Annotated in this window: 17 protein-coding genes; 8 read left to right on the top strand and 9 right to left on the bottom strand. The window is 71.7% G+C overall.

What is annotated here, in order from left to right:
* Genes ASF18_RS15615 through ASF18_RS15645 form a run of 7 tightly spaced genes read right to left on the bottom strand, consistent with a single transcriptional unit; the run spans position 1 to position 8,017 of the window.
* Positions 1-1,224, bottom strand: coding sequence for a glycosyltransferase family 4 protein (locus ASF18_RS15615; RefSeq protein ID WP_056352921.1), 1,224 nt, complete (start codon positions 1,222-1,224; stop codon positions 1-3).
* Positions 1,221-2,066 carry a sugar phosphate isomerase/epimerase family protein gene (locus ASF18_RS15620; protein WP_056352923.1) on the bottom strand — a complete coding sequence of 282 codons (846 nt, stop codon included), beginning with the start codon at positions 2,064-2,066 and terminating at the stop codon, positions 1,221-1,223. Before ASF18_RS15620 ends, ASF18_RS15615 begins: the two co-directional genes overlap by 4 nt.
* A complete protein-coding gene (locus tag ASF18_RS15625; protein WP_056352925.1) occupies positions 2,063-3,652 on the bottom strand; it encodes a YcaO-like family protein in 1,590 nt (529 codons plus the stop codon). The genes ASF18_RS15620 and ASF18_RS15625 overlap by 4 nt, the downstream gene beginning before the upstream one ends.
* A 19-nt stretch (positions 3,653-3,671) precedes the next feature.
* A complete protein-coding gene (locus ASF18_RS15630) occupies positions 3,672-4,688 on the bottom strand; it encodes a Gfo/Idh/MocA family oxidoreductase (protein ID WP_056212631.1) in 1,017 nt (338 codons plus the stop codon).
* Positions 4,688-5,872: a methyltransferase domain-containing protein gene (locus ASF18_RS15635; protein WP_056352927.1), complete on the bottom strand. Its 1,185-nt coding sequence runs from the start codon at positions 5,870-5,872 to the stop codon at positions 4,688-4,690. The genes ASF18_RS15630 and ASF18_RS15635 overlap by 1 nt, the downstream gene beginning before the upstream one ends.
* Positions 5,873-5,903: 31 nt before the next feature.
* Positions 5,904-6,827, bottom strand: coding sequence for a hypothetical protein (locus tag ASF18_RS15640; RefSeq protein ID WP_056352929.1), 924 nt, complete (start codon positions 6,825-6,827; stop codon positions 5,904-5,906).
* A complete protein-coding gene (locus ASF18_RS15645) occupies positions 6,827-8,017 on the bottom strand; it encodes an inositol-3-phosphate synthase (protein ID WP_056270954.1) in 1,191 nt (396 codons plus the stop codon). The genes ASF18_RS15640 and ASF18_RS15645 overlap by 1 nt, the downstream gene beginning before the upstream one ends.
* Before the next feature lie 314 nt (positions 8,018-8,331).
* On the opposite strand from ASF18_RS15645, the gene ASF18_RS15650 reads away from it, so the two are divergent.
* A complete protein-coding gene (locus ASF18_RS15650; protein WP_082487629.1) occupies positions 8,332-9,519 on the top strand; it encodes a transglycosylase SLT domain-containing protein in 1,188 nt (395 codons plus the stop codon).
* Between the two features lies 1 nt (position 9,520).
* On the opposite strand, the gene ASF18_RS15655 is transcribed toward ASF18_RS15650, so the two are convergent.
* On the bottom strand, positions 9,521-11,161 hold the full coding sequence (locus tag ASF18_RS15655; RefSeq protein WP_056352931.1) for a DHA2 family efflux MFS transporter permease subunit: 1,641 nt from the start codon (positions 11,159-11,161) through the stop codon (positions 9,521-9,523).
* Positions 11,158-12,429, bottom strand: a complete 1,272-nt coding sequence (locus tag ASF18_RS15660; RefSeq protein WP_082487631.1) for an HlyD family secretion protein — start codon at positions 12,427-12,429, stop codon at positions 11,158-11,160. The genes ASF18_RS15655 and ASF18_RS15660 overlap by 4 nt, the downstream gene beginning before the upstream one ends.
* 220 nt (positions 12,430-12,649) lie before the next feature.
* On the opposite strand from ASF18_RS15660, the gene ASF18_RS15665 reads away from it, so the two are divergent.
* The 7 genes from ASF18_RS15665 (at position 12,650) to ASF18_RS15695 (ending at position 22,086) form a co-directional block, all read left to right on the top strand.
* Positions 12,650-13,294 carry an HdeD family acid-resistance protein gene (locus tag ASF18_RS15665; protein ID WP_056270948.1) on the top strand — a complete coding sequence of 215 codons (645 nt, stop codon included), beginning with the start codon at positions 12,650-12,652 and terminating at the stop codon, positions 13,292-13,294.
* An 88-nt stretch (positions 13,295-13,382) separates the two neighbouring features.
* Complete coding sequence (locus tag ASF18_RS15670) at positions 13,383-15,938, top strand: PBP1A family penicillin-binding protein (protein WP_056352933.1); 2,556 nt, start codon at positions 13,383-13,385, stop codon at positions 15,936-15,938.
* A 77-nt stretch (positions 15,939-16,015) separates the two neighbouring features.
* Positions 16,016-16,681, top strand: a complete 666-nt coding sequence (locus ASF18_RS15675; protein ID WP_056354443.1) for a DUF2268 domain-containing putative Zn-dependent protease — start codon at positions 16,016-16,018, stop codon at positions 16,679-16,681.
* Between the two features lie 66 nt (positions 16,682-16,747).
* The gene (locus tag ASF18_RS15680; RefSeq protein WP_056352935.1) at positions 16,748-19,246 is read left to right on the top strand and encodes a heavy metal translocating P-type ATPase; all 2,499 of its coding nucleotides are present in this window, start codon (positions 16,748-16,750) and stop codon (positions 19,244-19,246) included.
* The gene (cueR, locus tag ASF18_RS15685) at positions 19,243-19,719 is read left to right on the top strand and encodes a Cu(I)-responsive transcriptional regulator (protein WP_082487633.1); all 477 of its coding nucleotides are present in this window, start codon (positions 19,243-19,245) and stop codon (positions 19,717-19,719) included. The genes ASF18_RS15680 and cueR overlap by 4 nt, the downstream gene beginning before the upstream one ends.
* Positions 19,720-19,811: 92 nt before the next feature.
* A complete protein-coding gene (locus ASF18_RS15690) occupies positions 19,812-20,987 on the top strand; it encodes a M20 aminoacylase family protein (RefSeq protein WP_056352939.1) in 1,176 nt (391 codons plus the stop codon).
* A 622-nt stretch (positions 20,988-21,609) separates the two neighbouring features.
* Positions 21,610-22,086 carry a BLUF domain-containing protein gene (locus tag ASF18_RS15695; RefSeq protein ID WP_056352940.1) on the top strand — a complete coding sequence of 159 codons (477 nt, stop codon included), beginning with the start codon at positions 21,610-21,612 and terminating at the stop codon, positions 22,084-22,086.
* Positions 22,087-22,208: the final 122 nt, after the last annotated feature.

Raw genomic sequence — 22,208 nt, forward strand, 5'->3', positions numbered from 1 at the left:
TCAGAGCAGGTGCGGTTCGGCGCGGAAGCGGCAGGACGGGTCGTGCGGCAGGGTCGCGGCGAAATCGGTCGCCGGGCGCTCGTTCGCCACGCGCGCGTACACGTCCATGATCTGCCGGCCCACCGCCCGCCAGGAATAGACCTGCCGGCACTCGGCGAGCCCATCCTGGGCCAGGCGCCGGCGCAGGGGCTCGTCCTCGATGACGCGGGCCAGGGCCTCGGCCAGGGCCGGCACGTCGCCGGGCTGGACCAGGAGTCCGTTCTCGCCGTCGCGCAGGCAGTCCGAGACGCCGACCGCATGGGTCGAGACCACCGCGAGCCCAGCGGCCATCGCCTCCAGAATCGTGTTGGAGAATCCTTCCGCATAGGTCGGCGAGACGAAGACGTCCGCCGCCCGGTAGAGATCCGGCACGGTGTCGTAGTCGGCGTAGCCGGTGAAGCGGATCTCGGCTTCCGAGAACTTCAGGTCCGCTGCGCGAGCCTTCGACGAGTCCACGTCCGGCCCGATGCCGGAGATGGTCGCTTCGAACGGGATGGCGCGGGCGCGCACCAGCGCGAGGGCGTCGATGAAGTCGAGGACGCCTTTCCGGCGGTCGACTCGGCCGTGATAGAACAGCCGCACCGGGCCGGGATGGTTATCGGCGCCGGGCGTGAAGCGCGCGGTGTCGACCGCACCCGGCACGATGGTGAAGCGGGCGGGGTCCGAGCCGAGCCGGTCGCAGACCTCGCCGACGAAGGAGGCGCCGCCGATCAGCAGGGCGTTGGCATGGGCCAGGACTTCGCACATGGCGACCCGGTGGGTCTCGCAGCACGAGCCGACCCAGTGGCCGTCGCCGCCCTGGATCGAGACCACGTTCGGCACGCCGAGGGCGCGCGAGGCCAGGAGCGTGGCCCAACCGGTGGGGTAGCCGTACTGCGCGTGCAGGATGTCGAAGGGCTTCTTCGCGTGCTCGGTGCGAATCGCCGCCACCATCGTGTCGATGTCGCGCTCGAAGTCGCCGCTCTCCTGCTCGCCGAGCTGTTCCAGGCCGATCACGGTGACGCCGGGGACGTCGGGCGGCGGGCCGCCGCCATAGACGCGGGTGCCGAAGGCGTCGCCGCGATACTGGGAGATCATCGTGACGTCGTGGCCGGCCTCGACCAGCTCGCGCAGCAGGTTCTGCGCGTAGACGCTCATGCCGGAGATCGCCGGGAAGTAGCGGCGCGAGACGAAGCAGATCCTCACGCGGAGGCTCCCGGGTTCGGATTGCGGCAATCGCGGAGGTATTTCAGCGAGGCCGGCACCATCAGGTCGGCGCGGTGGCTCTCGCGGGAGAGCTCGACGCAGATCAGCCGGTCGAACCGGATCGCCTCGAGGGCGTCCAGCACGCCGGGCACGTCCATGTCGCCCTCGCCGAAGGGCAGGTGGACGTGGATGCCCCGCGCCATGTCCTCGAGGGCCACGGTGCCGATGCGGTCGGCGAACTCGCCGACGGCGACGGCCGGGTCGCGCTCGCCGGTGACGAGGCAGTGGCCGGTGTCGAGGGCGAGCTTCAGGCCCGGCAGGTCCAGGGCGGCGTAGTCGTCCAGGGTCTCGATCAGCATGCCGGGCTCGGGCTCCAGGCAGGCGATGACGTTCTGCTCGGCGGCGTAGGCGACGACCTCGGTCAGGCCCTCGCGCAGCCAGGCCCTCGCCGCGTCGGGATCGATGCCGGGCTTCGGCACGCCGGCCCAGAACGAGACCGCCTCGGACTGCAGGATCGCCGCGATGTCGACGGCGCGCTTGAGGAAGCCGATGCGCCGCGCCCGGCCGGACGCGTCGCCGCTGACCAGGGTCGGCTCGTGCTTGGCCCTCGGGTCGAGGAGGAATCGGGCACCGGTCTCGATCACCGAGCCGAGGCCGAGGCGCTGCAGGCGGCTCGACACCCGCTGCGCCTCCTGCACCCAGGTCTCGGCGAAGGGGTCGAGGTGGTGGATGTCGAGGGTCAGCGCCACGCCCTGGTATCCGGCCTCGGCGATGAGGTCGATCGCATCGTCCAGGCGGTGATGGGCGGTGCCGTTGGTGTTGTAGGCGAAGCGCAGGCTCATGCGGCGCGGCCCTGCTGGCTCAGGCGGAATGGCGCGTGGTGCGATTCCGGCTCGCGGTAGAGCGGGTAGTGGGCGCCCACGATCCGGTCGGCCAGCGCGGTGTCGAACAGCGGCTGCCCGCCGAAGTGCTCGATCGCCTCCGGGGTCAGGCGCACGGGCTTCAGGGTGTCGGTGGCCTCGCCGAAGCGGATCAGCGGGTGGTCGCGGTCGATGAGCTTCTGCGTGTTGCGCGCCCCGATGCGGTGATAGCTCATGGTCTCGACCTCGAGCCCCGGCACGATGGCCTTGACCACGCCGACCCGGCCGCCGGGCGGCGAGCAGTCGACGTAGAGCACGTCGAACCCGGCGTCCTCCAGCCGTTCGCGGGCGATGCGGCCCCGTGCGTGCCCGTCCGGGGCCTGCGTCGTGGGCAACTCCGAAAAGCGCTTGGTGGTGCGCTCGGAATAGACGGTGTCGCGCAAGGTCGCGGCGATGCCCTCGGGGGGCTGCACGATCCATTCGAGCATCGCCTTGAGGGCGCGGCTCTCCTCCAGATCGAGGCTCGGCAGGGCCTTGTCGATGAAGGCCTTGACGTAACCCGGCGGCGTCACCTGCTCGGCGAAGGCGAGCGGCCCGTGGCCGAAGGCCTTGCGCACGCGGGCGGCCTGGAACTCGAGCAGCGCCTTGCGCAGGGCCCGCTCGCGGTCCGGGTCGCAGGCCTCGCCGCAGGCCGAGAGCGCGATCGGCACCGGCGTGTCGGCGAGGTTCCGGTCGTAGCCGACGACGTAGAGGTTGGTCAGGCCGAACTGATCGGTGGCGAATTTCGGCAGGGCCTTGATCCCGAGGGAATCCAGCCGATCGAGCATGCCGCGCGTCTCCGGGCCGAGGCCCTCCGACAGGTCGAGCACCACCCCCTGGTCGAGGGCGCGGAACAGGAGGCCGTTGCCGTCGCGCTGCAGGAGTTCGAGCAGGCCGTGGCCCAGCGCGAAGTCGACGTCCGGCCCGGCGCCGAGACCGTTGGTGATGAGGTTGGTGAAGGGCTTGTAGCCCTCCGACAGCTCGAAATAATCGGTGGCGGCGATGTCGAGCGGCATCAGCACCGTCTCGCCGCTGCGGGCGCGGAGGGCGGGCGTCCATTCGAGGGTGGTGGCGCGCCCCACCGGGCTGCCGGCGGGCAGGCACAGGGTGAGGGGATCGGCCACCGCGCCGGCGCCGTAGACCCGCACGAGGTCGTCGTAACTGGCGCGCTCCTTCTTGCGCGGCATCACGGCGAGCGAGGGCATCAGGTTCTCGGCGATCTCCGCGACTGCGCCGATGATCGCCTCGTCGTCGGTGGCGCCGTAACCGATGCCGCTCGGCATGGCGCCGACGAAGAACGGATCATCGAGGAACAGCGACACGAACCAGACCGGGATGCCGGTGCGGTCCAGCGGCGCCAGGGGGAAGCCGACGATGCGGCCCTCCGGCAGGATGTCGAGATAGGCGCGCACCGGCTCGGGCAGGGCGGCCGGCAGTCCCTCGATCCGGCGGGGAGCGCCGTGGGTGTAGGCGCGCGGTGCCTTGATCCGGCTGTGGCGGGCGCGGTCGTCCTGGTCCTGCTCGTTCACGGTCGTGCGTTTCCGTTGTTCAGGCCGACGCTTCGTAGGCGCGGGCCAGCAAGCGCATGGTGTGAAGGTCGCGCGTTGCGCTGTAGGCCTCGCGCTCCTCCGGTCGGCGCAGGGCCGAGCCGAAGGCCTTCACCTGTTCGAGGAAGGGCGAGGCCTCCCCATCGAAGGGCAGAGTTTCAGAGACGCCGGTTGACCCGTCGGTGAACGACAGGGTTCCGCCTGCCACCTGTCCCATCGTGTCGACGGCGGTGAGCAGGCCCTGGGTGCCGGTGACTTCGAGGCGCCGGCGCGGCAGGGCGTCCGGGCAATTGTAGGCGACGTGCAAGTTGGCGAGGACGCCCGAGGGCGTGCGCCCGATCAGGAGTGCACCGTCGTCGACGGCGTAGTCCTGCGCCCGCGCCTGGGTCAGAGCGGCCAGATCGTGGATCGATTCGTCGAGGAGAAAGTCGACGAGGTCGAGGCCGTGGGGGGCGAGATCCATCAGGGCGCCGCCGCCGGCCTTGGCCGGGTCGATGCGCCAGTTGTCCTGGCCCGCGAAGGAGGTCCAGGCGCGCGGCAGCCAGCAGGCATAGACGATGCGGATCGCCGTGACGGTGCCGAGGCGGCCCGCGCGGATGGCATCCCGCATGGCCCGGTGGGCCGGGTGGTGGCGCTGGTCGAAGGCGGTGCCGTAGAAGGTGTCGCCGCGCGCCAAGGCCGCGACCATCGCCTCGGCATCGTCGAGGGAGGCCGCCATCGGCTTCTCGCACAGGATCGCCTTGCCGGAGCCGGCCAGCGCCGCGATCGCCTCCCGGTGCAGGTGGTTCGGGGTGGCGACGTAGACCGCCTCGACCTCCGGGTCGTTCACGAGGTCTTCGAGCCGCGCGTAGGCCCGTGCGCCCTCGGCCTCGGCCGCCGCGCGCGAGGCCTCGCCCGGATCGGCGACGGCGACGAGCCGGTGCCCGGCCGCGCGGATACCCGGTGCCATGTAGTCGCGGGCGACCCAACCGTAGCCGACGATGCCCCAGGCGACGGGGCTCCACTTCGAACCCCCCATCACCAGCGCTCTGGCAGGTCGACATAGGTCCGGTCACGGACCCGGTCGGCCTCGGGCGCGTCGAGGTCGCCCTGCCAATCCAGGGTGTCCGGCCCGGTGTAGGTCGACGGATAGGTGGCGCGGGCGGCGTACTCGGCCTCGTAGCGCTCGGACGGCCAGCGGATCGCGTGCCGCGCCCCGCCTTCGGAGAGGAAGAGCGGGTTGAGCCGAAGGCTCCGGCCGGGGCGCGGCACGGTGATGCCATCGATCACGCGGCGGGGGGCCGGGCGCATGCCGGGACCCGCCACCACCGAGAAGGCCTCACAGGCGGTGAGGTCCTGGGGCTTGCGGGGGGAGGGGGCACGCCGCTCCACCATGGCCCGGGTCAGGTCGTCGTCGTCGTAGACGAGGCCGTCGGGGAAGAGCTCGTCGATCTCGGCGGCCGAGACGGCGCGCCCCGCCGAGAATCCCGGGCGGTCGCTGTTGTGAATGTGGCTGACGGCGAGCCAGCCGTCGTCACCGGCATTCTGGCGCAGGCATTCCAGCACCTCGGTCTTGCGGTCGAGGAAGTAGAAGGCATCGTTGCAGACGACGAGGTCGACCGGCGCGCCCGGGATCGGCCAATGGGGCGAATTCGCATCGAAGCAGACGAGCTGGGCCGACTTGCCGACGACCCAGTGCCGGGCGACCCACAGCTTGGCGAAGACGACGTCGGCGCCCGCGACCTTGATGCCGCGGGTCTGGAATTCGCGCAGGTAGTGGCCGATGCCGCAGGCGAACTCGAACACGCAGACCGGGTCGTTCCAGTGGGCCTCGAGGAGCGTCAGCCCGGCCAGGAAGGTCGGGTCGGTCCAGCGATTCAGGAAGTAGTCGCCGACCCGGCCCCAGCCGAGGAGCCGCACCGCGTCGCGCAGGGAGCGTCTGTCCCGCTCGCGCACGAGTTCGTGGAGGTCCAGGGGATCGGCCGGTGTGCCCGTCCACCAGTCGTCCTGGTCGGCGAGGAGACCTTCGAGGGCGAGGTTCGCCTCGCCGGAATCGAGCAGCGCCAGGGTTTGGGCCACGAGGTCGGCGCGGTTGGTCCGCAGGTAGGGAATGCCGTCGATCACGGGCCAGCGCGCCCCGCTCGCCCCGTCTCGGAGCGAGTGCGGGGTGTCGGCCTTGAGGGGCTCACCGGTCTCCGGCGAGCGAAGATCGAAGGGGATCATGACGGGGCACCCGCGCGGTCGCGAGGAAACATCACGGGATCTGCATGTCCTTGAGCACGCGGTCGTGGAAGCCCTTCACCGGACCCGCGTGGACGAGCTCCATCTCGTCGAGGACCGTGCCCATGGTCAGGGTCGCGGCCCGCAGATGCTGGGCGATCTGCAGGACGCGGTCGATGCAGTCGGCGGCGTGGAAGGCGCGGCCCTCCGCCGTGGCGTCGTCGGGCAGGACGGCACGCGCCCGCTCCACGGTCTCCCGCAGCCCGGGATCGAGTTCGTCCAGGGCCCATCGCGTGGTGCGGGCCATGATCGGCAGGAGGTGGTCGCCGAGGAGCATCTCGCCGGTGAAGCCGGCATCCGGCATCGCGGCGTTGTGGAAGTGGTGGGCCATGGCGGCCAGGAAGACCTGGGTCGGGTCGGCCCGGTAGAACGGACTCAGCACGACGCCGTAGACCGCCACCATCAGGCAGTGCTCGGCGTGGTTCTCCGGCGGCTCCAGCAGGATGCGGGGCTTGCCGGGGCAGGTGACGCCGGCGCGGGGCTGATGCGCCAGGGCGGCGACGAAGCCCGGGAGGGGCCCCTGCCCGAAGCCCGACGGCGCGCGCAGGGCCGCCCGGAGGCGGTCCCGCAGGCCGGATTCGACACTGTCGGTGACGGCATCGAAGCCCGCCACCAGGACGTCGGCCGTTTCGCCCGCGTCGAGCCCCGCGGAGGCCAGGAAGGCCGCGTCGAGATCACAGAGGCGGGCGGCGGCGAGCGCCTTGGCGGTGATGTCGAGGGCCACGGCCTCCGGCGCGGCGCCCCCTGTGAGGGCGCTCCAGCCCTGCGCGAAGAGGCGCTCGGCGATGGAGCCGGTGCGCCCGGCGGAGTGCACGCGCTTGAGGTCGTTGACCTCGACGAGGAGGGCGCGAAGCGCCCGCGGGGCCGCGGGACCGGCGCCCTCCGTCTGGGCGATCATCAGTGGGCGCCGAGCCAATCGAGCAGCATGGTCTGCTGCTTGCCGAAATCATGCTCGGGGCCGTGGCCGTTCTTCACCATGGGCGCCTTGAAGAAGCTCGAGAGCTGCTCCTGGGGGCCGCCGTCGCCGCGCTTCTTGGCGAGGTCGAGAACACGGGCGATCTCGATGACGAGGGGGGCGGCCAGGATCGAGTCCTTGCAGAGGAAGTTAACCTTGATCTGCATGCGCTGACCCAGGAACCCGGTGACGTCGATGTTGTCCCAGGCTTCCTTGTCGTCACCGCGGGGACGGTAATAGTGGATGTGCACGAGGTGGTCCTCGACCGGGTAGCCGAGGATCGAGTCGAGCACCGTGCCCTTGGTGTTGAGCTTCGACTGGAGCGAGTCCTTGTCGTTCAGCGCGAGGCCGTCACGGTTGCCGAGGATGTTGGTGGAGAACCAGCCATCGACGTGCAGGGCGCGCGCCTTCAGGGCGGGGGCCAGCACCGTCTTCATCATGGTCTGGCCGGTCTTGCCGTCCTTGCCCGCCACGGGGACGTTCAGGTCCTTGGCGAGTTCGAGCAGGGCCGGCACGTCGGCGGCGACGCTGGGGGTGAAGTTGGCGTAGGGAACGCCGCTCTTGATCGCCGCGTAGGCGTAGAGCATCGCCGGGCTGATCGACTCGTCGCTGCTGTCGAGGCCCTTCTCGAAGGCGGCCGTCGAGTTCAAGGTCGGGTCGGAGAGGTCGGGCCAGCGCTCGGTGGAGGCGAGGTTGATCACCACGACCTCGTCGAGATTGCTCTCGGCCTTGAAGCGGCGCAAGTCGTTGGCGATGACGGAGACCGCCTCGCGGTGGTCCTTGGCAACGATGCGGTTGGCACCCTCGATGTTCTTGCAGAACTTGGCGCTGCCGACGGCCGGCCAGGGCTTGATGCCCTTCAGGACCTGGGCGCCATTCTCGATATCCTGGGCGTTGAGGACGCCGTGGCCGGTAGCGGCGGAGGCGAGGTCATCGTCGTTCAGGTCCCATCCGCCGAACACGAGGTCCTTGTAGTCGGCCATCCCGGCGACGGGGACGCCCGCGAGGGGCAGGCCATCAAGGCGGTTCGATCCGGATTTAATCATCTCGATGCCTGCGATGGCGGTGGTGGCGACAGCGCCACCCATGCCAACGAACGCAACGCCGACGCGGCGACCGGTCTGCATGCTCATTGGGAAACGGCTTCCTTCTTCAGGCGAACGGGAGCCTGTCCCAACCTGGGGGCCGTTCCGCTCAGCCCTCACTAACTGGGCTTCCGGGGTTGCGTTCCAACCCTGGCCAGGACGCCTTTTTGACGCGGTGCGCCTGAACGGCCTCCGAACGAGGCGTTAAAAATTCGTAAATACAAGGGCTTAACCCAACGTTAAGCCTGCCATCGTTGAATCACGGAGCTGTCCCATTCTGGTCACAGCAGCCGGCGAGACGTCCCCTCGCTGAACGACAACGAAGCCGCGCCCGACGAAGGCAGCGGTACGAACAAGGACCAATGATGGGGGTTTTCCCGGAGCCGGCGCTCTGCGCCGACGACGTGAGCCGTCTCGTGCCCAACGAGACCTTCGACGCAGATCTGACCGTGGCGTGGCTGCCGCGGACCGAGCGCAGGACGCGCCGGACCTTCGCCACTCTCCGCCGCCGGACCCTCGCGACGCTCGTCACCGGCGCGCTGCTGGGCGGCGCCCTACCGCAGAACGCCCTGGCCCCCGCCGCGGCGGCCCATGACCGGATCGACGAGCGCGCCCTGACGGCGCAGACCCTCGTCCGGGAGCAGTCCGCGCCCGCACCTGAAGCCCCCAACGCGGCCGACTGGGCCGGGGTTCCCGTGGTCGAGCAGGAACCCGCGACGCTGTCGCTGATCGAGAGCGACCTCGCGGCCCTCGCCCCGAGCCGCGACGCCGCCGGCGCCGAGCGCCTGCGCTTCGGTGACATGGCCGTGCCGCGCGAGATCGTCGACACCATCCTGCGGGCCGCCACCGAGACCGGGGTCGATCCCGCCTACATGATGGCGCTGGCCGACAAGGAATCGAGCTTCTCGACCACGGTGAAGGCCTCGACCTCCTCCGCCGAGGGCCTGTTCCAGTTCCTGTCGGGCACCTGGCTCGAACTCATCCGCACCTACGGCGCCCGCCACGGCCTCGCCGACGAGGCGGCGGCGGTAAAGGGGCGCGGCAGCGCCATCACGATCGCCGACGAGGCGGTGCGGACCCGCGTGCTGCGCCTGCGCCAGGACCCCTACGTCGCCGCCCTGATGGCGGGCGAGCTCATCAATCGCGACAAGGGCCGGATCGAGCAGCGCATCGGCCGCGACCTCTCCACCGCCGAGCTCTACTTCGCGCATTTCCTCGGCACCGCCAGCGCCGGCCGCTTCCTCGAACTCACCGCCGAGAAGCCGGGCCAGGTCGCCAAGCAGGTCTTCAAGGCCGCGGCGAAGGCGAACCGGAGCCTGTTCACCGAGAAGGCCGGCAAGGGCCGCCGCAGCCTCACGGTCGCCGAGGTGCGCGAGAAGATCGGCGGCATGATCGACCGTCGCCTCGACCGCTACGAGGGCGTGGCCGCCCTGGCGGGACCCGAGCTGAAATCCGAGGTCACCCTCATGGAGATCGAGACCGACGCGGCCCCCACCCCGGCGCCGGCCGCGCGCGTCCACGTCACCGAGGCGACCACGCCGGCCGACTGACTCAATGCCCGGCCGGCGCGCCCCCGCCGAGCTTGACCTTGCTGAGGATCATCGCGAGCGGCACGGCCGCCCCCGAAACGAGGCAGAGCGACCAGAACACGTCGATGTAGCCCCAGTACGCCACCTGGGTCTGAAGCTGCTGGCCGATCCAGGCGATGGCCTGGTTCTGCGCCTCGACGCCGGACGCCCCATGGGCCTGGAAGTACTGCGTCGCCGCCCGCAGGGTCTCCTGGTAGTTCGGGTTGGCGCCGGAGATGCTCTCCCCGAGCCGGCTCTGGTGGAATTGCTGACGGTAGGCGAGCACGTTCTGGGCGAGGCTCACGCCCATCGAGCCGCCGACGTTGCGGGCGACGTTGATCAGCGCCGAAGCCTGGTCGGTCTGCCCCTTGTCGATCCCCTCGTAGGAGGCGGCGGTGATCGAGATGAAGATCATCGGCAGGCCGATGCCGATATAGATGCGCGACCAGGCGAAGAACCAGAAGCTGGTGTCGCCGTAGAGGCGCGTGAGGTCGTACATCGCCGCGGAGACGATCGCGGCGCCCAGGGCGATGAGGTATTTCGGCTGCACCTTGCCCGAGATCCGGCCGATCACCAGCATCATGAACACCGTGACGAGGCCGCCGGGCGCGAGGACGAGGCCCGCGAGGGTGGCGGTGTAGCCGTAATATTCCTGCACCAGCTGCGGCACGAACTGCGTCGTGGCGATCAGGATCGCGCCGGTGGCCATCATCACCAGGAAGCACGCGCCGAACTGGCGGCTGCCGAGGAGCCGGAGGTCCACGACTGGGTTCTTCCGGGTCAGCTCCCAGGGGATCATCGCCACGAAGGCGATGACGCAGATCGCCGCGAACACGATGATGAAGGTCGAGCCGAACCAGTCCTTGCGCTGGCCCTCGTCGAGGACGACCTCGAGCGACCCCAGGAAGGTGGCGACGAGGAGGAATCCCACGAGGTCGAAGCGCACGCCCTCGCGGCGCAGGCGGCGGCGCTCCTTCACCGCCCCCGGCGGGTCCTCCAGCAGCACGTGCATCAGCCCGAGGGCGATCAGGCCGATCGGGCCGTTGATCAGGAAGCACCAGTGCCACGAGACGTTGTCCGAGAGCCAGCCCCCCAGCGTCGGCCCGATCACGGGCGCCACCACCACGGCGAGGCCGTAGAGGGCGAAGGCCTGGCCGCGCTTCGCCGGCGGGAACGAATCGGCGAGGATCGACTGGGCCAGCGGCGCCATGCCGCCCCCGCCCAAGCCCTGGAGCACGCGGAAGACGAGGAGCGATTCGAGGTTCCAGGCAAAGCCGCACAGCACCGAGGCCACGGTGAAGAGCGCGATGCTCCACATGAAGAACGCCTTGCGGCCGAACCGCTTGGCGAGGAAGCTCGAGGCCGTGAGCACGATGGCGTTGGCCACGAGGTAGCTCGTCACCACCCAGGCCGCCTCGTCGGGGCCCACCGCCAGGCCCCCGGAGATGTAGCGCAGGGCCACGTTGGCGATGGTGGTGTCGAGCACCTCCATGAAGGTCGCCAGCGAGACGACGAGGGCGATGGCCCAGGGGTTGTGCCCGCCCGGCGCCTTGGCGGAGGCCCCCGACGCGTCGCTCGCCTTGCCCCCCGCCTTGCCCCCCGCCTGCGAAGCCGCAGCGCTCACCGGACGTGGACCCGCGGCACGATCGACATGCCGGGGCCGATGGCGACGTCGGTGGGCCACTGGTCGACGACGATCTTCACCGGGATGCGCTGGACCACCTTCACGTAGTTGCCGGTGGCGTTCTGGGCCGGGAGCAGGCTGAAGGCGGTACCGGAGCCGGGCTGCACGGACTCCACGTGGCCGGTGATCTTGCGCTCGGGATAGGCATCGATCTCGATGTCGGCGTGCTGGCCCGGCCGCATGTCGGTGATCTGCGTCTCCTTGTAGTTCGCGATCACCCAGATGTCGTCGGGCACGAAGGTCGACAGCGTCTGCCCGGCCTGGGCGAACTGGCCCTTGGCGCCCGACAGCTGTACCAGCCGGCCCGGCTGGGCCGCCGTGACGGTGGTGTAGCCGAGGTTCAGTTCGGCCTGGGCCACCTGGGCCTTGCCGGTGGCGAGGCTGGCCTCGGCCCCCGCCTTCTGCGCATTGAGCGCGCCGACCTGGGTGCGCGCCGCGACGACGTTCGCCCGCGCGCGATCGTAGGCGGCCTGCTGCTGGTCGAGGGTCGAGGACGAGGATTGCGAGCGCTGGATCGTGCCCGCCCCCTTCTCGGCGAGGTCCCGGTAGCGGGCCGCATCCTCCCGGGCGAATTTCAGCGAGGCCTCGGCCTGCGTCACCTCCGCCTGGGAGGCGGCGACCTGCGCCTTCTGGCCCTCGATCTGCGCCTCGAAGTTGTGGATCGAGGCCTCGGCCGAGGCGACCTGCGCCTTCGCCTGCGCCAGGGCCACCGCGTAGTCGCGCCGGTCGATCTGGAAGAGAACGGCCCCGGTCTCGACATGCTGGTTGTCGGTGACCGGCACGTCCACGATGTAACCGGCGACCTTGGGCGCGATGGAGAATTGCCGCGCATCGACGAAGGCGTCGTCGGTGGATTCGAACGGGTGCAGGCGGGTCAGCCAGTAGACGTAGGCGCCGGCCGCCACGGCGACGACCGCCACGGTGATGCCGAGGGCCCAGAACGGATGCCGGCGCAGGATGTTCGGCTTGCTGTCCGCGTCGGACTCCTCGGCCGCAGCGGACTCCTCGCCCGAGCCGGACTTTTCGGACGAGCCGGACTTCTCGGGCGCGCCGGACTCCGCGCCCGGCTCGGTCTCGCCGGGGGGCGCCTCTCCGGGGGACCTCGTCGCGGACGCCGTCTCCTGCGGATCGGCCCCTTCCGGGTCGGAGGGCCGCACCGCGTCGCCCCGTGCGGGCTGGCGCCCCACGGCCTGCTGATCCTGAAGCATCGACGAACCGTCCGAACGCGCCCAGGGGCCGCGCGATTGAAACCGCGCCGCCCGAAACTCCCGCCTCGGCGACAACAAGAAGTAGCGCCGGCGATTGTTCCCAGTGCGCATGACGTTTGCGGGCCCCGTCCGCGGCCCGACGGAACGTCCGAAATCCGGCGCGCGTTTTCGGGTTTGACGGGCCGGATCCCGGTTCGTCCGCAACCTGCAGGAGGCGCGTATGACAGCCGGTTCTTCCCTGTCGCCACCGGGTGCCGCCGGTCCGGGCGGCCTCGACCGTCTCGACGCGATGAGCACGGTGCTGGCCCGCAATTGGTGGTTGATGGCCCTGCGCGGGGTCGTCGCGATCCTGTTCGGGCTGATCGCCTTCGTGGCGCCGGGCGCCTTCGTCCTTTCCCTCGTGCTGTTCTTCGCCGCCTACATGCTGGTGGACGGCATCGTCGGCGTAATCGCCTCGGTGCGGGCCGCCCAGCGCCACGAGCGCTGGGGCTTCCTCCTCCTCGAAGGGCTCCTCGACCTCGTCGTCGGCGTCGCCGCCGTGCTCGTCCCGGCGGCAGCCGTCTGGGCCTTCGTCTACCTCGTGGCGTTCTGGGCCCTCGTCACCGGCGGCCTCATGGTGGCGGCGGGCTTCCGCCTGCATGCCCATTACGGGCGCTGGTGGCTGGTGCTCGGCGGCGTCGTCTCGATCCTGTTCGGCATCGCGCTCCTGGTCGATCCCGGCATGTCGGCCCTGGTCCTGACCTGGTGGATCGGCAGCTACACGATGGTGTTCGGAATCCTGCTGGTGCTCCTGGCCTTCCGCCTGCGCGGCCGCCACGCGGAGGCGGGCCGGCCCGGCCCCCTGGGGCGCCCCGGAACGGCGTAGCTTTGGCCGCGCGAGATGGTCTAGAACCGGCGGGACACCGCGGGGCGCTTCGCCGCCCGAGCCCCGCCCCCCGTGACCATGGCCCGCGATGACCTCCCCCGACCCGGAACGCCCGCGCCCCGCGCGGGTCGACCCGCCCCGGCCCGCCCCTGAGCCCGAGCCCCGGAGCGCCGCCGGGCCGGACAATGCGGACACCCGCGCCGCGGCGCGGGAAGCCGCGGCGGCGGCGCGGACCCTCGGCCGCCAGCTCGGCGTGCTCGCCGTCGGTGCGGCACGGGGTGCCGGACGCCGGGCCGCCGGCGCGGCGCGGGCGGCGGGGCCAGCTTGGCGGGGATGGGCTGACCGCATGCGCCCCCGCGCGCCGGCCGGACCTCCGCCCCCGTCCACCGCCGCGCCTGCGGCGGGTCCGACGCCCGCGCCCGCACGCGCGCCGGCGCCCCGCGCCGCCGGCTGGCCGACCCGGCTCCGCCGCCATCCCTGGCGCGCCGCGGCCCTGGCGGTCGTCCTGCTGCCGCTGCTGGCCCTGGCCGGGCTCGTCCTCTACAGCTTCGCCACCCTGCCGCCCCTGGGCGGCGTGGTGCCGGAAGCGGGCCAGCGGGCGCTCACCGTCGAGGCCGATGACGGCCGGGTCTTCGCCACCCGCGGGGCGTTCCAGGGCCAGAAGCTGACGGCGGCGGAGATGCCGGCCCATCTCGGACAGGCGATCATCGCGATCGAGGACCGGCGCTTCCGCTCTCACTGGGGCCTCGACCCGCGCGGCTTCCTGCGCGCCCTGTACCGCAACGCCGTCGGCGGCGGCGTGCGCGAGGGCGGCTCGACGATCACCCAGCAATATGCCCGGCTTGTCTCCCTGAACCAGGAGAAGTCGCTGCGCCGCAAGATCCAGGAGGCGTTCCTGGCCCTGCGCGTCGAGGCGACGATGTCGAAGGACGAGATCCTGCTCGGCTACCTCAACACCGCCTATTTCGGGGCCGGCGCCTACGGCGTCGATGCCGCCGCCCGGCGCTACTTCGGCAAGGGGGCCAAGGCCCTGACCCTGCCGGAGGCCGCGATGCTGGCGGGCCTCGTACGCGCGCCCTCGCAGCTGGCCCCGACCCGGAACTTCGGCGGCGCCAAGGAGCGCGCCGACGTGGTGCTGCAGACCATGGTGGAGACCGGCGCGATCACGGCCGCCGAGGCCGACAAGGCCCGCGCCCAGACCATCACCCTGCGCACGCCCCCCGAGACGCCGCCGGGCACCAACTACTTCCTGGACATGGTCTCGGCGGAGTCGAAGAAGCTCGCCGACGCGCCGGGCGACGTCACCGTGCGCACCACCCTCAACCTCGACCTGCAGAGCCTCGCGGAGGGCGTCGTCGCCCGCCGCCTCGACGCCGAGGGGCCCAAGAAGAAGGCCGGCCAGGGCGCCATGGTGGTGCTCAACAAGGAGGGCGCGATCCTCGCCCTGGTGGGCGGGCGCGACTACGAGGACAGCCAGTTCAACCGCGCCACCCAGGCCAAGCGCCAGCCCGGCTCGCTGTTCAAGCTGTTCGTCTACCTCACGGCCTACGAGAACGGCTTCAACCCCGACACGGTGCTGGTCGACCGGCCGATCCAGATCGGCGACTGGGAACCGCAGAATTCCACGGGCCGGTTCAAGGGCGCGATGCCCCTGCGCAGCGCCTTCGCGCAGTCGATCAACACGGTGGCGGCGCAGCTGGCCGACGAGGTCGGCATCCCGGCGGTCATCGCCACCGCCCACCGGATGGGCGTGACCGCGGAGCTGCCCAACGTGCCGAGCCTCGCCCTCGGCTCGGCCGAGGTGACGCTGCTGGAGATGACCCGCGCCTATGCGGGCGTGCTGGCCGGGGCCGCGCCGGTGGACACCCACAGCGTCCACGCCATCCGGGGCGCTCAGCCGCAGCCGCTCTACCTGCGCGCCGACGCCAAGGGCGGCACCGCGATCCCCACCGAGGCCCGGGCGATGATGCTCGACTCCCTCCAGGCCGTGGTCGACGGCGGCACCGGCAAGGCCGCCCGGGTCGCCGGCCTGCCGGTGGGCGGCAAGACCGGGACGACCCAGGACTATCGCGATGCCTGGTTCATCGGCATGACGCCGGACCTCGTCGTGGGCGTCTGGGTCGGCAACGACGACAATGCCTCCATGAACCGCGTCGGCGGCGGCGATCTCCCGGCGAGCATCTTCCACGACTTCGTCCAGCGGGCGACGGCGCAGCTGGCCAAGGGCCGCAAGCGCCCCTCGGCGGCGCGGGGCGAGCCGGCCCGGGCCGAGCCGGCGCCCGCCCGCGAGGTCGCCGCCAGCGCCGCCGCGCCCGGCATCCGCGGCGTACCGGAGGTGGTCGACACCGGCACCCTGGCCTTCCGCGGCCGCACCGTCCGCCTCCTCGGGGTGGAAGGGGAGGGCGGGGCGCTCGCCCGGCAGCTCGCCCGCTACCTGCGCCGCCGCGAGGTGACCTGCGCCCCCGCCTCCGGGGCCGAGGCGGCTGGCGAGCAGCTCCGCTGCCAGATCGATGGCGACGACCTCGCCGCCCTGATCCTCACGGCCGGCGGCGCCCGCGCCGCCGAGGACGCGCCGGCCGACCTCCTCGCCGCCGAGGAGCAGGCTCGCTCCGAGCGCGCCGGCATCTGGGGCCGGCGGCGGTAGGATCGGTGATCCGAGGGTTGCGATCCGGCCGCCCGCTCGCCAGGATGGCGCCGTCGAGGATGCCCGGGAATCCGACCGTGACCTGGACTGTGCATTGGCTCGAAGCTTCGGGTGACCTGGGGCCCTGGCGCGACGCGGTCGCGGCGGAGGTTGAGATCGCGCGCGGGGCGATCCTGGGGCTGATGCCGCTGCCGCCCCTCGACATCCTCGTTCAGCGCGAGGCGGGCGCGGTCATTCCCGAGACCGGCACGATGGGGCGGGCCCACCGCGAAAACTTGTTCTCCTTGACGCTCGATCCCGACAATCCGAACTTCGCCCAGGCCCTGCGCGACGGCGACCTGCGCCGGACGGTGGTGCACGAGGTGCACCATTGCCTGCGCATGGCAGGTCCCGGTTACGGCTGGACCCTGGGCGAGGCCCTGGTCAGCGAAGGGCTCGCCGGCCAGTTCGTGCGCCGCCTGTTCGACACGCCGCCGGAGCCCTGGGAATGCGCCGTGACCGACGACGCGTTGCGGGCCAACCTCCCCGACGACGTGACACTCGCGGGCACTGGTCACGACCACCGCACCTGGTTCTACGGCCTCGGGGACTCTCACCCTCGCTGGCTGGGCTACACGCTGGGATACCGGATCGTCGGCGATTGGCTGGCCGCGATGCCAGCGGTTGGGGCGGATGCCTGGGTGAACGTCCCGGCCGCGGAGGTTCTGGCGGCTGCGCGCCGCGGGATCCTGGCCGCCGCCTGACACACGGACCTTCCGCGTCGCCCGGCCCTTGACCTTCCCACCATGGGAACCCCCACATGGGGGGACATGGACAAGCGCCCGACCCTCGATGCCACGATTCCCACGCCCGGCCGGCGGCTCGGCTTCCCGGTGGAGGGGCTGACCTGCGCCTCCTGCGTCGGGCGGGTGGAGCGGGCGTTGCGCGCCCTGCCGGGAGCCTCGGAGGTCTCGGTCAACCTCGCCACCGGACGGGCCGAACTGCGTCTGCCGGGTCCCGGTGCCGCGGCGGTGGAGGCCGTCGCGCGGGCCGGCTACGCCGTGCCGGAGGCCGTCACCACCCTGGAGATCGCCGGACTGTCCTGCGCCGCCTGCGTCGGGCGGGTCGAGCGCGCGCTGGTCGCCGTCCCGGACGTCGCCGCGGTCACGGTCAACCTCGCCACCGGCCGCGCCACGGTGCGCCACCCCGAGGGGCTGGTGGCGCGCGCGGACCTGGAGGCGGCGGTCGCGAAGGCGGGCTACCAGCCGCAGGCTCCGGCCGAAGCGCCGGTCGCGGCCCGGGAGACCCGTCTGGCGCAGGAGGGCGCGGCCCTGCGCCGGGACCTCGTCGCGGCGGCGCTCCTGTCGGCGCCGATCGTGGTCCTCGACATGGGCGGCCACCTCGTCCCGGCCTTCGGCCACGCGGTTCACGGCGCCCTCGGCGCCTGGGCCGGCGGGCTCCAGGCCGGGCTCGCCACCCTGGTGCTCGCCGGACCCGGAGCCCGCTTCTTCCGCCAGGGCCTGCCCGCCCTGGTCCGCGGCCACCCGGACATGAACGCCCTCGTGGCCCTCGGGGCCGGCGCCGCCTACCTGTATTCCCTGGTCGCGGTCCTGGCGCCGGCGCTTCTCCCGGCGGGGACGGCCCACCTCTACTTCGAGGCCGCGACCCTGATCGTCACGCTGATCCTCCTCGGCCGGACCCTGGAGGCGCGGGCCAGGGGGCGGACGGGCGCGGCCATCGCCCGCCTCGTCGGCCTCAGCCCCGCCACCGCGCGGGTGATCCGCGACGGCGTCGAGACGGAGGTGGCCCAGGCGAGCCTCCGGCGCGGGGACGTGGTCCGGGTCCGCCCGGGCGAGCGGGTGGCCGCCGACGGCGTCCTGGTCGCCGGGGCGAGCTACGTCGACGAGAGCATGATCACCGGCGAGCCGGTGCCGGTGGCCAAGGCGCCCGGCGACGGCGTGGTGGGCGGCACCCTCAACACCCATGGCAGCTTCGACCTGCGGGTGGACTCCGTCGGGGCCGACTCCGTGCTCGCCCGGATCGTCCGCATGGTCGAGGCGGCGCAGGGCGCCAAGCTGCCGATCCAGGCCGTGGTCGACCGGGTGACGGGCTGGTTCGTGCCGGCGGTCATCGCCGCCGCGGCGGCGACCTTCGCGGGCTGGCTGGCCTTCGGGCCGAGCCCCTCCGTCGGCCTCGCCCTCGTCAACGCCATCGCGGTGCTCATCATCGCGTGCCCCTGCGCCATGGGCCTCGCGACCCCGACCTCGATCATGGTGGGCACCGGCCGCGCGGCCGAGCTCGGCGTGCTCTTCCGCGACGGCGGCGCGCTCCAGCGCCTGCGCGCGGTCCGGGTCGTCGCCCTGGACAAGACCGGAACGCTCACCCTGGGCCGCCCGACCCTGACGGACCTCGTCGCCGGGCCGGGCGTCGCGGCGGACGAGGCCCTGCGCCTCGCCGCGAGCCTCGAATCCCGCTCCGAGCACCCCGTCGCCCGCAGTCTCGTGGCGGCGGCCGCGGACAGGGGCCTGGCCCTCGGAACGGTCACGGCCTTCGCGGCGGAGCCCGGCTACGGCATCGCCGGCACGGTGGACGGCCGCGCCGTCGTCGTCGGCGCGCGGCGCTTCCTCGCCCGCCTTGCGATCCCGGCCGGAGACCTCGACGACGCGGCCGACCGCCTCGCCCGGGAGGGCCGCAGCCCGCTCTTCATCGCCCTCGACGGGCGCCTCGCCGCCCTGGTCGCGGTGGCGGACCCGATCAAGCCCGGCGCGGCCGAGGCCGTGGCGGCCTTGCGCGCCCGCGGCCTCGCGGTGGCGATGGTGACCGGCGACGGCCGCGGGGTGGCCGAGGCCGTGGCCCGCACCCTCGGCATCACGTCGGTCTCGGCCGAGATCCTCCCCGGCGGCAAGGTCGCGGCGGTGCAGGCCCTGCGTGCCCGCCACGGCGCGGTGGCCTTCGTGGGCGACGGCATCAACGACGCGCCGGCCCTGGCCGAGGCCGATGTGGGCATCGCCCTCGGTACCGGCACCGACATCGCGGTGGAGGCCGCCGACGTGGTGCTGATGTCGGGCGCCCTCTCGGGCCTCGTCGGCGCTTTCCGGCTCTCGGCCGCGGTGATGCGCAACATCCGCCAGAACCTGTTCTGGGCCTTCGCCTACAACGTCGCGCTGATTCCGGTGGCGGCGGGGCTGCTCCACGCGGTCGGCGGACCGCTGCTCTCGCCGGTCCTGGCGGCGGGCGCCATGGCGCTGTCGAGCGTCTTCGTCCTCGCCAACGCCCTGCGCCTGCGCCGGGCCGGCGGCACGGCGTCGACGACGGGAGCGGGGGCGTGAGCGCGGTGACCATCGGGGAGGCCGCCCGCGCCACCGGCGTCTCGGCCAAGATGATCCGCTACTACGAGGAGACCGGCCTGCTGGCGCCGGCCGGCCGGACGGCCGCGGGCTACCGCCTCTACACGGAGGCCGACCTCCATGCCCTGCGCTTCGTGCGCCGGGCCCGCGACCTCGGCTTCACCATGGAGGATATCCGGGCGCTGCTCGCCCTCTGGCACGACCGGGCGCGGGCGAGCGCCCAGGTGCGCCGCCTCGCCCTCGACCATGTGGCGGACCTGCGGCGCCGGATCGACGCCCTGGACGGCATGGCCCGCACCCTGGAGGATCTGGCCGCCCATTGCGGCGGCGACGCCCGGCCCGACTGCCCGATCCTCGACGACCTCGCCAGCGGTCCCCACGGCCGGCCCGGCGCGACACCGCGGCAGGGGGAGCGCGACCCCGGAGCGTCGCCTTCGCGGCGCGGGACGCGTTGACCGCATCCCTGGCCTCTTGTTTGCTGGGACCGGCGTCGCAACCCCGGCGCGTCCCCCCCTTGAAAGCCGTCGCCTCTCGAAAGTCGCTGTTTATGCCCGTCCTCGACCGGATCGCCGCCTTCGCGGACGAGATCGCCGCCTGGCGCCAGGATCTCCACGCGCATCCCGAGCTGCAATACGACGTCCACCGCACCGCCGGCTTCGTCGCCGACAAGCTGCGGGGCTTCGGCTGCGACACGGTCGCCACCGGCATCGGCCGAACGGGCGTCGTCGGGGTGATCCGGGGCCGGGACCACGGCTCGAACCGCGCCATCGGCCTGCGCGCCGACATGGACGCCCTGCCGATCCAGGAGGCGCGCGACCTGCCCTACCGCTCCACGGTGCCGGGAAAGATGCATGCCTGCGGGCATGACGGGCACACGGCGATGCTGCTCGGGGCGGCGAAGTACCTCGCCGAGACCCGCGCCTTCGACGGCACGGCGGTGCTGATCTTCCAGCCCGCGGAGGAGGGCGGCGGCGGCGGCGAGGCCATGGTCCGCGACGGGCTGATGGAGCGCTTCGGCGTCGAGACCGTCTATGGGATGCACAACATCCCGGGCCAGGCGCTGGGCACCTTCGCCATCCGGCCGGGCCCGATCATGGCCTCCACGGACCGCTTCACCATCACCATCACGGGCCGGGGCGGCCACGCCGCCCAGCCGCACAACGCCATCGACAGCGTGCTGGTGGCGAGCCACGTCATCACGGCGCTCCAATCCGTGGTGTCGCGCACCGTCGATCCCCTGGAGAGCGCGGTGGTTTCGGTCTGCGCCCTGGAGGCGGGGGAGGCCTTCAACGTGCTGCCGCAATGCGTGGTCCTGCGGGGCACCATGCGGGCCCTCTCGAAGCCGATGCGGACCCTGATCCAGGACCGGATCACCGAGATCGTCACCCACGTACCCCGGGGCTTCGGCGCCACCGGCGCCATCGACTTCAACAGCGGCTACCCCGTCACCGAGAACCATCCGGCGGAGACGGACTTCATCGCCGACGTGGCGGCCGGGCTCGTCGGCGAGGCCGGCGTCGACCGGGCGGTGGCCCCCATGATGGCCGCCGAGGACTTTTCCTACATGCTCGCCCACCGCCCCGGCGCCTACATCTTCCTCGGCAACGGCGACAGCGCCGGCCTGCACCACCCGGACTACGACTTCAACGACGCCGCCGCACCCTACGGCGCCTCGCTCTGGGCGCGGGTGATCGAGACGGGGTTGCCGATCCGGGGCGCGTGACGCGGATCGTCACGCGAGGCAGGCTCCGGCCGAGCCGGGCGCCCTCCTGAAACGGCGGGTTCCGGGCGGCCGGGCCGCGCAGACCGATCGACGGCCCTGACAGGGCCCGGCTCCGGCGACAGATCTCCATGGGTCTTGACCGTGCTGGGGGCGATTTTCGACCCCGCGCGGGCCTTCCGGAGGTCCGCGTCTCGGAAGCTTGAGGGACGGCGCTCGGCGCCCGTTCCGGGTGGTTTTCGGCTCGTCCGGCTTGGCAGGACAGAACCGTGGAAGCGGCCATCGCTGCGGCGCTGGCCGGTTGAGCGCCAGCTCTTAACCCTGGATCCTCGAAGAAAGTCCTCTTCGGTTCAACGCCTCTCAGCTTAGCGGCAAAACTGGGCAACGGCTGCCGTCACATCCCCCGCTCGCTCATCATTTTCAAGACAGCGCTCCAGGGGCTACGCGACAGGGGGGATGGGCCGAGGCCGAGCGCGCTGGCGGGCTCAGCGAGCGGTAGAACCCGCGATTTCGGCCTGACGACCGGGGCAACCGAGTCCGGTTTCAAATCAGGTCGGATGCGCTATCGTGCCGCTCACGTGCTGGGCAGAACGGCCCGTCCTATATCTCTGGAGTTGGTCCACCCATGTTGGACGAATACGGCTTTCTCCGTGGCGCTGAGTTGGACGAAGGCGCCCTGCCTGCTCTGTATCACTTCGTCTACTGCAGCCGTGCCGCCGACGGCGTCGATGACGCGGAGGTCGATCGTATCGTCGAGGCGGCCCAGCGGCACAATCTTGCTCGCGGCATCACCGGGGTTTTGGTCTTCGGCAGCGGCATCTTCTTCCAGTGGATCGAGGGGCCGGCTGCCCAGATGCAAAATCTTGTCGCGAGCCTGCATGGCGATCCACGTCATCATGACATCGTAACACTCAGCCAGAGCGAGGAAGAGCGGGATCGTCTCTATCCGAACTGGGACATGGAAAAGGTCGAAGCCGAGGATATCCGCCTCGTACTACGGGACGCACTCGAAAGCACCGAAGACAAAGACAATATCGCGGCACTGAAGCGGATCCTGCAGCAACTCGATACGGGGCCTATCAAGGCGCTTGGACGAGATTAGTTGGAGACGCTCTGAGTAGTATTTAAAAAATTATCAAATGATTCTATTTGGTTTTCGGTAGTCGGTGATCGGGCGCGCGTGGCGGATACAATAATCCCGCCTCTGGTGTGCCGTACGAAACA

The sequence above is a fragment of the Methylobacterium sp. Leaf89 genome (assembly GCF_001422215.1).
Classification (GTDB): domain Bacteria; phylum Pseudomonadota; class Alphaproteobacteria; order Rhizobiales; family Beijerinckiaceae; genus Methylobacterium.

What these genes read in the sequence shown, in the direction of transcription:
- ASF18_RS15650 (WP_082487629.1), top strand. Translation starts at nt 8,332, where the DNA reads ATGATGGGGGTTTTCCCGGAGCCGGCGCTCTGCGCCGACGACGTGAGC.
- ASF18_RS15635 (WP_056352927.1), bottom strand. Translation starts at nt 5,872, where the DNA reads ATGATCCCCTTCGATCTTCGCTCGCCGGAGACCGGTGAGCCCCTCAAG.
- ASF18_RS15640 (WP_056352929.1), bottom strand. Translation starts at nt 6,827, where the DNA reads ATGATCGCCCAGACGGAGGGCGCCGGTCCCGCGGCCCCGCGGGCGCTT.
- ASF18_RS15645 (WP_056270954.1), bottom strand. Translation starts at nt 8,017, where the DNA reads ATGAGCATGCAGACCGGTCGCCGCGTCGGCGTTGCGTTCGTTGGCATG.
- ASF18_RS15695 (WP_056352940.1), top strand. Translation starts at nt 21,610, where the DNA reads ATGTTGGACGAATACGGCTTTCTCCGTGGCGCTGAGTTGGACGAAGGC.
- ASF18_RS15665 (WP_056270948.1), top strand. Translation starts at nt 12,650, where the DNA reads ATGACAGCCGGTTCTTCCCTGTCGCCACCGGGTGCCGCCGGTCCGGGC.
- ASF18_RS15670 (WP_056352933.1), top strand. Translation starts at nt 13,383, where the DNA reads ATGACCTCCCCCGACCCGGAACGCCCGCGCCCCGCGCGGGTCGACCCG.
- ASF18_RS15620 (WP_056352923.1), bottom strand. Translation starts at nt 2,066, where the DNA reads ATGAGCCTGCGCTTCGCCTACAACACCAACGGCACCGCCCATCACCGC.
- ASF18_RS15680 (WP_056352935.1), top strand. Translation starts at nt 16,748, where the DNA reads ATGGACAAGCGCCCGACCCTCGATGCCACGATTCCCACGCCCGGCCGG.
- ASF18_RS15690 (WP_056352939.1), top strand. Translation starts at nt 19,812, where the DNA reads ATGCCCGTCCTCGACCGGATCGCCGCCTTCGCGGACGAGATCGCCGCC.
- ASF18_RS15660 (WP_082487631.1), bottom strand. Translation starts at nt 12,429, where the DNA reads ATGCTTCAGGATCAGCAGGCCGTGGGGCGCCAGCCCGCACGGGGCGAC.
- ASF18_RS15630 (WP_056212631.1), bottom strand. Translation starts at nt 4,688, where the DNA reads ATGGGGGGTTCGAAGTGGAGCCCCGTCGCCTGGGGCATCGTCGGCTAC.